The 12,840-nt window shown below is 42.3% G+C and carries 10 protein-coding genes; 7 read left to right on the forward strand and 3 right to left on the reverse strand.

What is annotated here, in order from left to right; translation table 11 throughout:
• The first annotated feature begins 62 nt into the window (after nucleotides 1–62).
• Genes D1Z90_RS11645 through D1Z90_RS11660 form a run of 4 tightly spaced genes read left to right on the forward strand, consistent with a single transcriptional unit; the run spans nucleotide 63 to nucleotide 5,463 of the window.
• On the forward strand, nucleotides 63–1,367 hold the full coding sequence (locus D1Z90_RS11645) for an ABC transporter ATP-binding protein (RefSeq protein ID WP_119910938.1): 1,305 nt from the start codon (nucleotides 63–65) through the stop codon (nucleotides 1,365–1,367).
• On the forward strand, nucleotides 1,357–2,118 hold the full coding sequence (locus D1Z90_RS11650) for a sulfotransferase family protein (RefSeq protein WP_119910939.1): 762 nt from the start codon (nucleotides 1,357–1,359) through the stop codon (nucleotides 2,116–2,118). The genes D1Z90_RS11645 and D1Z90_RS11650 overlap by 11 nt, the downstream gene beginning before the upstream one ends.
• Nucleotides 2,108–3,313, forward strand: a complete 1,206-nt coding sequence (locus D1Z90_RS11655) for a sulfotransferase family protein (protein WP_119910940.1) — start codon at nucleotides 2,108–2,110, stop codon at nucleotides 3,311–3,313. The genes D1Z90_RS11650 and D1Z90_RS11655 overlap by 11 nt, the downstream gene beginning before the upstream one ends.
• The gene (locus D1Z90_RS11660) at nucleotides 3,313–5,463 is read left to right on the forward strand and encodes a glycosyltransferase (protein ID WP_119910941.1); all 2,151 of its coding nucleotides are present in this window, start codon (nucleotides 3,313–3,315) and stop codon (nucleotides 5,461–5,463) included. Before D1Z90_RS11655 ends, D1Z90_RS11660 begins: the two co-directional genes overlap by 1 nt.
• A 66-nt stretch (nucleotides 5,464–5,529) precedes the next feature.
• On the opposite strand, the gene D1Z90_RS11665 is transcribed toward D1Z90_RS11660, so the two are convergent.
• The gene (locus D1Z90_RS11665; RefSeq protein ID WP_119910942.1) at nucleotides 5,530–6,639 is read right to left on the reverse strand and encodes a glycosyltransferase; all 1,110 of its coding nucleotides are present in this window, start codon (nucleotides 6,637–6,639) and stop codon (nucleotides 5,530–5,532) included.
• Nucleotides 6,640–6,660: 21 nt separating this feature from the next.
• Nucleotides 6,661–8,502: a nucleoside-diphosphate sugar epimerase/dehydratase gene (locus D1Z90_RS11670; protein WP_232525249.1), complete on the reverse strand. Its 1,842-nt coding sequence runs from the start codon at nucleotides 8,500–8,502 to the stop codon at nucleotides 6,661–6,663.
• A 489-nt stretch (nucleotides 8,503–8,991) separates the two neighbouring features.
• Here D1Z90_RS11670 and D1Z90_RS21530 point away from each other — a divergent pair, with 489 nt between their 5' ends.
• Complete coding sequence (locus D1Z90_RS21530) at nucleotides 8,992–10,482, forward strand: DUF6929 family protein (protein ID WP_198419148.1); 1,491 nt, start codon at nucleotides 8,992–8,994, stop codon at nucleotides 10,480–10,482.
• Nucleotides 10,483–10,663: 181 nt separating this feature from the next.
• The gene (gene metF, locus D1Z90_RS11680; protein ID WP_119910944.1) at nucleotides 10,664–11,548 is read left to right on the forward strand and encodes a methylenetetrahydrofolate reductase; all 885 of its coding nucleotides are present in this window, start codon (nucleotides 10,664–10,666) and stop codon (nucleotides 11,546–11,548) included.
• 69 nt (nucleotides 11,549–11,617) lie between these two features.
• Here metF and D1Z90_RS11685 read toward each other — a convergent pair whose 3' ends face one another.
• Nucleotides 11,618–12,157, reverse strand: coding sequence for a PEP-CTERM sorting domain-containing protein (locus D1Z90_RS11685; protein WP_119910945.1), 540 nt, complete (start codon nucleotides 12,155–12,157; stop codon nucleotides 11,618–11,620).
• Nucleotides 12,158–12,363: 206 nt separating this feature from the next.
• Between D1Z90_RS11685 and D1Z90_RS11690 the strand changes: the two genes are divergently transcribed.
• Nucleotides 12,364–12,831: a CYTH domain-containing protein gene (locus tag D1Z90_RS11690; RefSeq protein ID WP_119910946.1), complete on the forward strand. Its 468-nt coding sequence runs from the start codon at nucleotides 12,364–12,366 to the stop codon at nucleotides 12,829–12,831.
• The last annotated feature ends 9 nt before the right edge of the window (nucleotides 12,832–12,840 follow it).

Consider the following 12,840-nt stretch of genomic DNA (forward strand, 5'->3'; position numbering starts at 1 on the left):
TTGCGCCTCTTTTTTTTGCCTGTTTTTTTTGTGATAATGATCCTTTTTAAAATGGCGTGCCTGTGGTTATTCAAGTTAGCAATATTTCTAAATCCTTTTTGATGTTTGAAAACCCGGCTCAAGTCATCAAAGAGCGCCTACTCAAACAAAGCAAAATCCCGCAATTTCACGCGTTATCCGATATTTCATTTTCAGCCAATAAAGGCGAGACCATTGGCATTGTTGGCCATAATGGCTCGGGTAAGTCAACTTTGCTGCAGATAATCACTGGCGTCATGCAACCCAGTAGCGGCTCCGTAGAAGTAAAAGGGCGCGTTGCCGCGCTGCTCGAGCTGGGTTCCGGCTTTAACCCTGAATTTACAGGCCGTGAAAATGTCTATTTTAGTGCTTCGCTATTAGGGTTAACCGACGCTGAAATTACGGAGAAATTGGACGATATATTAAACTTTTCTGCTATTGGCGAATTTATCGACAGACCGGTTAAAACATATTCAAGCGGCATGATGTTACGCTTGGCATTCTCCGTTATCATAAATACAGAACCCGATGTCTTGATTGTGGATGAAGCGCTCGCGGTAGGTGATGATGCTTTCCAGCGTAAGTGCCACGCCAGAATAAAACAATTGCAAGCTCGTGGGGTAACCTTGTTGTTTGTATCTCACTCTGCGGGGCAAGTTATCGATCTCTGTGATCGCGCGATCTTACTTGATAAAGGTGAATCTCTGATGGAAGGTGAACCTAAGCAAGTAGTGCATAACTACCATAAGTTACTGCATATGTCGGGCGACGAGAGAGAGCAGTTTCGACAAGATATTTTGCAAGGAAACCTCGCCATAGATCGTAACGAGGTCGTTGCACAAGAAGATGACGATTCAGGTCAGTTTGACGAGGGCCTTACTCCTAGTTCCACGGTATGGTATCAATCGAACGGCGCTTTAATATCTAATCCTGTCCTTCGTAACTTAGCCGGGCAAAAGGTTAATCTACTGCAGGCAGGGCATAGTTACGAATATTGTTTTGACGTAGAATTTTTTGATGATGCCTTTGAAGTCGGATTTGGCATGTTAATAAAAACAGTTTCAGGTGCTGAGTTAACGGGTGCTACAACGGTAAGAAACCACGAAAAGCGTTTGCCGTTTGTGGCCAAAGGCGCAAAACATCAAGTACGATTTAAATTCCCCTGTTTGTTGCGTAACGGCTCCTATTTTTTAAACTGCGGTTGTTCTGCGATTGCACAAGGCGAAAGAAAGTTTTTACACCGCGGCGTTGATGCCGCGATGTTTACTGTAGTAGAAGAAAATACAGATGCCACTGGCGTTATTGACTTTGGTATTGAGTGTATCACTGAGCTTAAGCATGAAGCCTAACCTTTTTATTCTTGGCGGACAAAAGTGTGGTACTACGGCTCTTGCAAGTTTTCTAGATCAGCACAGTGATATTGCTATTGTAGAGGGTAAAGAGGCTCATGTATTTGATTCACCAAGGCTACAACAAGCCAGTGAGCAAGAGTTAACCTTAGCTTATCAGAACCTGTCTAAGGATTACGAGTCACAGCGCTACTTGTGCGATGCAACCCCTATCTATGCGTATTTAACCGATATTCCAGAGCGGATTAGCCGTTATACTCCAGATGCTAAAATTATCTTTATGTTAAGAGATCCCGTTGACCGTGCTATTTCCCATTATCAAATGGAACGAAGGCGAAACATTGAGACTGAAAATATGTTGCGTGCTTTTTTATTGGAGCCCAAGCGGCTGGCAAAAGAGTTATCGCCTGTTGCGGATAATTCTGCATTTAGGGTTAGTTCTTACCTCGATCGAGGGCGCTTTAGCCAGCAACTCGCTAACCTTTATCGCTTTTTTAAACCCGAACAGGTGTTGATAATTCATAATGAGGATTTGCGTGTTCACCATCAGCAGACGTTAGATCGAGTGTTTGATTTTCTTCAAGTTCCGAATCAGAAGATCCCGGCAAAGACTGTTTTTTCAGGTACTTACCGACAGCAAGGCTTGATTCAATATTTGGCCTCGTTATATGCAGGCTTTATATTGCGTAAGGAATGCAAATTCGTTAAGCAACATCATCAATTTTCTAGGAAACAAGATAATGACAAATAAAGTTGCGGTGCTTGTGCTCGGCATGCATCGAAGTGGCACCAGTGCAGTGACTGGAATGTTAGGAGCTGCGGGCGTAGCTCTAGGCTCTGAGTTTATCGATGATATTAGTGACGTTAACAAAAAAGGCTTTTGGGAGCACAAACAGCTTGTTGCTATTAATGAATCTATTTTGGAAAAACTCGGTAAAAACTGGTTTTCTTTAGGCGTTGAGCAGGCACTCGTGTCTGCCACTTCAGACCTACTTGCGGAAGAAAAGCAACGGGCGTTCGACTTTATCAATCAAGAGTTTGCTGATGAAAGCCTCTTTGCTTTAAAAGATCCTCGTTTGTGTTTGTTACTGCCTTTTTGGAAGCCAATATTTAAGCAATTAGAGATAGAAATTAAGGTTGTAAACCTAAATAGGGCTCCGGCGGAGGTCGCTAAGTCTTTAGGTAAAAGAGACCACTTTCCTGCGTTACTTGCTCGTTACCTTTGGATTGAGCATACACTTAGCGCGGCGCAGTTTTGCCTTCAAGTGCCAAGTCTTAGCTTTACATTTAGTTCGTTTTTATCGCAACCGGATAACACTCTCAGTGCTGTATCTGATCTGCTGGGACTCTCTTTAGACACTGGTGCGATACTTGAGGCTGCGAGCTTTGTGGAACAGGGATTACGTCATCATCAATCTACTGAGCTTATTGACGGTGATGCCGCAGATAATTTATATCATCTAGTATCTGCTGAATCAGGCGTAACGGACTCTGACTTGCAGCAACAAGTAACGGCGTATAACCAACAAAAAGCACCATTTAGCGCATATTTAAGCGCACTGGAAACCGTGTTTATTGACTTGAATCATGCTGTTATTAGTGCTCAAAAGTTAGGAGAACAGCACTGCCAAGCGCTGATGACTATCACCCAAAGGGATAATGAGCTACAAGCTCTTAATACTCAGCTCAAAGCGTTAGGGGAAGAACATTCTTATGCGCTACAGGTCATCACAGAGAAAGATGCATCGATAGAAGGCTTGCTCGCGACAAAAGCTGAACTCGAAAAGCAGAATCAAGAAACACACAAACGATTAGTTCAAGAAGGTGAAGCTCATGGTCATGCTTTGACCATTATTACCCAGAGAGAGCAAGAGTATTCAGCCCTGGAAAACTTAAGTGTTGCGCGGTTTGCGGCAAAAAAAATAAAACGAACATTGGATAAATAATGAAACCAATTATAGACGTCATCATTCCTGTATATCGCGGTTTAGAAGAAACTTCAGAATGTATTGTTTCTGCCTTAGAAACGATAGACTTTAATATTGCGAACCTTATCGTTATTAATGATTGTTCTCCCGAGCCTCGGTTGACCGAGTATCTTCGAGATTTAGCCGCGAAGAATAAAATACAGCTGCTGGAAAATGAAGAAAATTTAGGCTTTGTTGCAACGGTTAATCGAGGGATGAAGCTCAATCCTGCGAACGATGTTTTATTACTGAATAGTGATGTTGAAGTCGCCAATGATTGGTTAGAAAGAATACAGGATGTGGCTTATCACGCCGATAATATAGGTTCTGTCACGCCCTTCTCTAATAACGCTACGATTTGTAGTTTCCCTAATTTTTGTGAAGATAATGAGCTATTTGAAAATTTGAGTGTGGCAGAGATTGATAACCTATTTTCTCAAAATCTTTCTGAAGCCGATTATGTGGACGTTCCAACAGGCGTTGGCTTTTGCATGTTCATTCGTCGAGATTGTTTAGATGAAGTAGGGTTATTTGACGAAGAGACTTTCGGTAAGGGTTATGGTGAAGAGAATGATTGGTGTCAAAGAGCTATTAAAGGCAACTGGCGTAATGTACACGCATTACATGTGTTTGCGTATCATAAAGGCGGCGTGAGTTTTGCTGAAGAACAAGATCCTAGAAAAGAAAAAGCATTAGAATTACTTAATGGGTTACACCCAAACTACCAACCTGATGTAATGTCTTTTATTACTAAGGATCCTGCCAAATACGCTCGCTTAAAAGTTCTTTTGTCTTATGTTTCAAAAAATGATAAGGCTACGGTATTAGCGGTTTCTCACGGAATGGGCGGTGGAGTCATTGAGCACATAGAAGAGTTGAGCTATTATTTGATGCCTCGCGTAAATACGTTACTGCTACAGCCTGTGAATGGCTCTGTAGTCAAGCTTTCTTTTAGCATGCTCAGTAACGTAAATGATACCCTATTTTTTGATGTTGAAAGCCAATATGACGAGTTAATCGCCATATTACGATTCTGCTGCGTTGATAACGTTCACTTTCATCATACAATGCAATTGCCGACTTCTATTTGGGGAATAAGCAAAGACCTAAACTGTGAACACGATGTAACCATTCACGATTATTATCACATAAATGGCAACCCTAGCTTAACTGACTCGAACGGTATTTTTTGTGGCGACAGCGATGAAGTGGATCAAGAATGTGCTGAGCATTATCCTATTCCTGTTTCTGCGCAGCAGTGGAGAGATAATCAAAAAGTCTTATTAGAATCAGCGAAGCGAGTCATTTTTCCGTCTTCTGATACTAAGCAACGTTTTTGTCAGTATTTTTCACTGAATAACACTGTTGTTGCGCAGCACCCAGATGGATTGCTGCATGATTTTTATTCTCAAGATATTACTGATATTGCACCACGAAAGAAACTTAAGGTACTCGTGCTTGGCGCGATAAGCCGAGAAAAAGGCGCAGATATATTAGAGTCAGTAGCGTCTGCATTAGCCAAGAGTAATATTGAGTTTCACTTATTAGGTTACGCCTATCGCCCTTTAAAAGCTGTGATCACTCATGGCAAGTATGACAAATCTGATTTAGCTGCCAAAATGCAAGCACTTGCACCGGATGTGATTTGGTTTCCTGCTTTATGCCCAGAAACATACAGTTATACGCTGAGTAGCGCAATGTTATCTCAGAGCGCAATTGTTGCACCTGATTTAGGCGCGTTTCCTGAGCGGTTAGCCTCCCGAAGCAATGCTTTTGTTGTCCCCTGGAACCAAACCACTGAACAGTGGAGTGACTTTTGGCACTCAATGCTTAAAGGTGTTCCTAGTATTGGCAGCGTAGCAAACTTAGACAGGGTATTTGGGTACGAACAATTCTATGCCGATGGTTATGTTGATTTTGCTATTTCTTCAACAGGATCCAAACTGTTACTTGATGATGATTTACTACTAAGAGTTGTGGAAAAGCGTAAGCTTGAAATCATCGGTAAACGTGAAAAGCTTCTTGCGAAAGCGGTAAAATTTAAACACGCGCGTTTTACTAAATGGCTGGTAAAACTGGTTCCATACTCTTTACAGGCTCGGTTGCGACGATACCTGATGAGACAATAGTTTTAGTTATTGTGAATTTCTGAGCTTGGGGCTGTTTATTTCAGCCCTTTACACGCCCTTCTTCTTTTAATCTTGTGTAATAATAGAGAGCAGTTGCGTCCAGTTTTCTACAACTGTGCCATGTTGCTTATGTTGGTGCGCTGAAAAAATATCTGTGCCATTACAAATTTGAGTGATTGATTTTGCCAGGGCTATAGGGTCATCTGCGTCGACAAAATGAGCTTTATCATAGTTACCCAAAGTTTCATGTGCGTACGGTAAATCGACGAGAATTAATGGTTTCCCGTGCTCTTTTGCTTCAGAGATGGGCAATCCCCAAGTTTCTAATTTTGATGGAAAAATAACAACCTCTGTTCGATTGTATAGCTTGAGTATTTCGTCGTAGGGTTGTTGGCCAAGAAACGTGACATTCTCTAGGGTATGGTATTTTTTAACTAAGTGTTGCGCGTACTGATTGCTGCCTTTGTCGATGGTGAGTACTAACTCAACTTTATTATAGCAATCAGGTGCATTTGTTTTTAAGTGTAAGAAAGCATCAAGCACTAATTCAAAATTTTTGAACGTTCTTGCAAGAGCTGGATAGAAAAAAGTCACTTTCTTATTAGTAGCTACTAGCTGCGTTGTGTTTTCGGTACTTGTTATTTGCGTTTTTTTACTAACAGGTTTAGCAATAATTGCTTTTTTAGCTCCTAGCTCAGTTTTAAAGTATTCCGCAATCCAGCTTTGTTGACACACAACAGCATCATTTTTTTTAATGTTTAATTGGTATAACCATTTATAAAAAAAGCTGAATAAAACCATTTTATACTCAAACCGATAATCTACTTTTACCGCAGTATAAAAGGGGCTAGGGTTGTGGCAGTACACGAAACGTTTTTTGGCTGTGACATTGGGGGTCATGTCATGCATCGCGAACCAAATGTCCGCATTGAGGTTTTTACTGAGATTCTTGCAGTGAAAGTATTCAAACCAGCAGCGTTTTAGCCAACTTGATTTGATCGAAGGGAACTCAAGAAAACTAACATTGTGCGCTGTCACATCAGAAAATAGTGCTTGCCTGTGGACTAGACAAATTAACTCAATGTCATTGTTTTTTGAAAACGCGAGGATCGCATCTTTAAATACCCTTAATGTTCCCCCTTCTACAAGATTGACGCCTGAAAGTACTATCTTCATAATGTTTCTTAAATGTAGCGTTTATTTTACGAGTTTTAGGTAGGTTGTATCAGCCTCATGTGTATCGGTTACATAATGACTATTTTCAGGCCTAAAGTTAATCGGTGCATTCAGTAGCGCTTGGAAGATGTCGTCATATAAGTACTCTCTGCATGATTCATCCAATGGCGACAACATTTTCTGCATTGTTGGCCAATCAACAAACTCTTCATCTGCTGTCATGATGCTAGGGTGAACCGTCCCCGATACATTTTCTCCAATTAATAGCTCTTCAAACAGCTTTTCACCTGGTCTAAGCCCGGTGTATTTAATTTCTATATCACCAAACGGCTCATCTTTGTTTTTTACTTCTAGCCCTGAAAGTTTGATCATTCTTTCTGCTAGGTCAGCAATTTTTACCGGTTGTCCCATATCAAGCACAAATACGTCGCCCCCTTTTGCTAAAGAGCCGGCTTGAATAACCAGTTGGGCCGCTTCAGGAATCGTCATAAAGTAGCGGATAATATCGGGGTGAGTAACTGTAACTGGACCACCTTTTTTGATTTGGTCTCGAAATAAAGGCACGACAGATCCTGAGGACCCAAGAACATTGCCAAACCTCACCATAGAGAAAATTGTGCTATGTTCTTCTTGTGCCATCGCTTGCAATGTTAGTTCAGCCATGCGCTTAGAAGCCCCCATGATATTGGTAGGCCTTACCGCTTTGTCTGTTGAAACTAAGACAAAATTCTTCACTTTGGTAATAATGGCTGCTCTTGCGCACCTGCTAGTACCGAACACATTGTTTCTCACTCCTTCGACGATATTTGCCTCGACAAGAGGTACATGCTTGTATGCTGCGGCATGATAAACGGTTTCAACTTGTTGCGATTTCATAATGATTTCAAGCCGACGTTGCCGTTGCACTGAGCCTAGAAGTGGCACCAGTTCGGTTTCAATATCTGAGTTTTCGATGCTGAGTTTTAGTTCTTTCTCTATGCTGTATAAAGCAAACTCATTAAGTTCTAGTAGGATTAATTTGGCTGGCTTTTGTTTGATTATTTGACGGCACAGCTCTGAACCAATAGAGCCTCCAGCACCTGTTACCATGACCACTTTATGTTTGATGCAACTCGACAGCAGCTGATAATCTGGAGTGACCGGAATTCGGCCCAATAAATCTTCGATTTTTATGTCTTGAAGCTCAGAAACTTTGGCTTTTCCCGACGAGATGTCTTGCATTGAGGGCATGGATTGTACTTGCGCGGAGCAGTCTTCTAGTTCCAGTAAGACTTGATGGCGCGTGCTGCGTGAGGTTTCCCCCAGTGCTAACAGAACTTTAACCACTTTCCGTGCCCTGATGAGCTGCTCTAAGTGAGTTCTAGGGTAAACTCTAAGCCCATGAACAATACTGCCTTGTTTTTTAGGGTTGTCGTCTATAAAAGCAATCGGGCGGTATTCGGCACCTGAAAACAGTGAATGCGCAAGTTGGTAGCCGGATTGTCCGGCGCCATAAATGATCACTGCAGGTTTGTATCTTTGTATTTGCTTATGCACTAAACCTCTAATGATAAGCCGCGGCGCGCCTAAAATAATAAATGCAACAAAGCCGTAAATGAGTGGCACTGACCTTGGTATAAACGATTGAAAGTAAAAACTAGAGGTCGTCAGGATAATAGTTGATAGCGCAACGCCTGTTGCAATCGTTGTGACAGCATGACCGGCCATGTAACGCAAAATAGCGCGATATAACCCCATTTTTATGAAACAGGTTAACGTAATAAAAATGGTCACGAAAATAGTGGCAACTTCTTCCGTTGTAATTTCTATTTCTAGTTGTGTGGTTTCTAACCTAAGCGCAAGAGCTAAATAGAGTGAAAGCACTATGCCTATTGCATCATAGATCAAAGAGAAGAGGCGTTTGGCAGTTCGGGGGGTGTTATGAAGAATATTATTGATGAAATCGTGCATTGTTAACCAACATATCTGAAGACGTCATAATACTAGCATAAAAACACGTACTAAAGTGAAGGTCATCGTGCAAACCCCTTTCAACTCAACGTTAACAGTGAGAAGTGCGGCTTTTTCAAACTCCCCTTTCGCCTTTGCACAGGTGCTCTCTAGTTCTGTATGGGGAGTAATGAGAACTGTGAGCGCGCTTATATTTACAGCGAAAAGCGTATGGCCGTTGGCATAACGTGATCAGTCTTTAGTATTAGATTATTTTTATTTTAATTCAATGGTTTGTGTTTTTTTAGGGAGGAAGGAAGGTGTTTTTTTGTGGTCAAAAATTAATCTTGATAAAAATAGATGAATCAATAAAATTGCTCGTGTTTGGGAAATAATTCCCAAATTTATTAAAGGACTAAAAAAATGCGTAAATCCCTTTTAGCTAGCCTTATTGCTGCTTCCCTCTCTGTGCCCTCTTTTTCCATCTTGGCTGACAGTGACATCGACTCTGTTAATGTTGAGGTGTTGACTCAGCAAAGTACCGAGATCATTCCTTCTGCATCTGGCGTAGAGTGGAGTGGCGATATTTTGTATGCGATCAGTGACGACTCTCCTTGGCTTTTCCGTTTAAATAGTGATCTATCTTTGATTGATAAATTGACTTTAAAAGATTACCCAATGGATGCTGATGGTCGTATTCCAAAAGCCGAAAAGCCTGATTATGAAGCGCTTGCTATTGATGCCATTGACGGCGTTGAACACGCTATTATTCTGGGCTCTGGCTCAAAGTCGCCATTACGAGACTTTGCCTACATTGTCGACTTATCTGATGACACTATTACTGAAAAAGTGATGACGGATTTATACGCGCAGCTCAAGCTGCAAGCAGGTATTGCAGACGAGCAAGACATCAATATAGAAGCAATTACAGCGACAGACGATGATATTTTAGTTTTTCATCGCGGCAACAATACTGAAAATGTGATTTTTGAGTTTGATAAAGAAGATTTTTATGACTTCTTGTTGGGAGAAGAAGAACTACCTGAAGCTGAAGTGATGAAATTTCAACTGCCTAGCATAGACGGAGTGATGTCTGGCTTTTCTGGTGCAAGCTATTTAGCTGAAGAAGAAGCACTACTTATTACCAGTTCAGTCGAAGATACTTCTGATGCGTATAATGATGGCCAAGTATTAGGCAGTTTCGTTGGTTATGTTGATTTGGATGATCTGGAAGATTTAGACGACCTTACTCCTTTTATGACGTTGATTACCATTAATGGCGAAACGCTTACTACAAAGCTAGAGTCAATTACGCCAAAGCAATATAACAACGAAGGTGATTTAGAAGTTGTTGCTGCAAGTGATAACGACAACGGCATTTCGGAGTTTTTTGACTTAGCTATTCAAGTGAGCTTCACCGACGAAGATGAAGATGAAGACGAAAGAGACGACGAAGACGAAAGAGATGACGAAGATGAAAGAGATGACGAAGACGAAAGAGATGACGAAGACGAAAGAGATGACGACGATGACGAGGTGGTACCTTCTGTAGAGCCTACGTTAGTACCAACGGTTACACCTACAGCAGCGCCAACGCTTGAACCGACAGCTGCGCCAACGGTAGAGCCTACAGCTGCGCCAACGGTAGAGCCTACAGCAGCGCCAACGGTAGAGCCGACAGCGACGCCAACGGTAGAGCCAACACTTGAACCGACAGCTGCGCCAACGCTAGCGCCAACAGCAGCGCCAACGCTTGAACCGACAGCTGCGCCAACGGTAGAGCCGACAGCGACGCCAACGGTAGAGCCAACACTTGAACCGACAGCTGCGCCAACGTTAGAGCCGACAGCGACGCCAACGGTAGAGCCAACACTTGAACCGACAGCGACGCCTACAGCTGAACCGAAATCATAAGCTAACCTTGCTTCTGTAATCTTTAATGAAAGCTCTCTATTCTCGATAGAGAGCTTTTAACTTTAGATGATTAAATATCATGATTCGTTTAATTTAATTGACATTTATTCATTTAAAGGTAGATTGAGACGTATAGATGGCTAAATTAACTGTTTAGCCAAAGGTAAGAGGATGAATACAGATGGGAAGTCAAAGCGCGCGCAATATTGAAGTATTGAATCAAAACATCGCCGAGTTAAACGGTGATATCAATGTCTCGTTTGAATTCTTTCCTCCTACCTCCGAAGCGATGGAAAACACCCTGTGGCAGTCGATAGACCACCTGAAAAAATTAAAGCCTAAGTTTGTATCTGTTACTTATGGCGCGAATTCGGGTACCCGTGATCGCACCCATGGAGTGATCAAAGACATTAAAGAGCGTACCGGACTGATTGCCGCTCCACATTTAACTTGCATTGACGCCAGCAAGGACGAATTGAAGCAAATCGCCTTAGACTATTGGAATAGTGGTATCAAACACATAGTGGCGCTGCGTGGCGACATTCCTGAAGGTGGCGATAGGCCTCATATGTATGCAGCAGACTTGGTGGAATTGTTAAAAAGCCAAGCCAGTTTTGACGTTTCTGTTGCCGCGTACCCTGAAGTGCACCCGGAAGCAAAAACGGCGCAAGCAGACTTATTAGCGCTGAAAGCAAAAATGGACGCGGGGGCCGACAGAGCCATTACGCAGTTCTTCTTTGATATTGAAAGCTATCTGCGCTTTCGTGACCGTTGTGCCGCCATTGGTATTGATCAAGAGGTGGTACCAGGCATTTTGCCTGTGTCTAATTATAAGACCCTAGTGAAGTTTTCTAAGTTGTGTAACGTAAAAGTGCCTAACTGGATGCATAAAATGTATGAAGGTACAGACGATGACCCAACAACACGCAATTTAATTGGCGCCAGTATTGCGATGGACATGGTGAAAGTACTGGGTGAAGAGGGGGTGAAAGATTTTCATTTTTACACTTTGAATCGCTCTGAACTGTCTTACGCTATCTGTCATACGTTGGGCATTCGCCCTTAGTCGCAAACTGCCATTATGTTGCAAAAGGCAATGCATGATGCATTGCCTTTTGCATTTTCAGGGAGGGGTTTAGACCGAACGGGGGCGGCGAAACCATAGCAAAGCGCTTACGCCAAGCAAAATTAACAGCATGCTATTGGGTTCAGGTATTTGTGCAAGCACTTGATATGAATCTAATTGTGAGCCTTCTAGGCGAATAAACGCAAAGTCATTGAAAGGGGCGTAGTCATCGGTAATAAAACGCCAATTAAAGCCAAAGCTATCGCCAATCATAGCGTTGAGATCCAGCTGTAACCAGTCGCCCGTTGAACCCAGTTGGCCAAACTCATTGCTGTAAAGGTTACTACTTTGAGTAGCGCTAACCAAAGCTATATCTCCCTGGCTATCCAGCAACCCATTGAAGCTACTAAGGCTTAGCTCAGGCGTCATCATGCTGTCAGCGACATTGCTCATGCCGATGGTTAACTTGCCATCAAAAGCTTGTTCGAAAATATATTGGTAGTTTTGTAGGCCGCTATCATCGCCGTTGCTGTTTAGAAAGAGTGCAGCATGGGCGTACCCGCTTAAAAATATGCCGATGAGGCCGCACAATGGTAATAAATTTTTCATGATTTACGCTCCTTATAAAATCGAATCTATTGCTTAATAGAAAGAGCATAAATAGTGCCAACATATATACTTGATGATTTACAGTTGCTTGGGCTGACAATATTATTTTTAATTGCCGTGGCTGTAAAAAAAATATGACAGATAATCAATAAGATAGAATGTGTTATGGTTAAAGTATGGCCATAATCAAGGATGAGAAGTAGCCCATGCAACAAGAAATCGAACGCAAATTTTTAGTGGCAGGAGAGTTTAAGTCGCACGCGACGAGCCAAGTCAGGATCACTCAAGGGTATTTGAATTCAAACCCTGATCGCTGTGTGCGCGTAAGGATCAAAGGCCACCAAGGCTTTTTAACTGTTAAAGGTCGCAGCAACGCATTAGGTACGTCGCGCTTAGAGTGGGAACAAGAAATACCATTGGCAGAAGCGCAGCAACTGCTTAATCTTTGTGAATCAGGCATTATCGATAAAACCCGATATTTAGTGCCCGTAGCGCAGCACTTATTTGAGGTGGATGAATTTTACGGCGATAACCAAGGGTTGATTGTGGCTGAGTTAGAGCTTAGCTCAGAGCAAGAGCCTTATTTGACTCCTGAGTGGTTAGGAGAGGAGGTCACCGGTGACATCCGGTATTACAACTCACAATTGATGAAAATCCCTTATTTGCAATGGTAAACCCAGACG

The sequence above is a fragment of the Motilimonas pumila genome, from assembly GCF_003596335.1.
Classification (GTDB): domain Bacteria; phylum Pseudomonadota; class Gammaproteobacteria; order Enterobacterales; family CBDFNC01; genus Motilimonas; species Motilimonas pumila.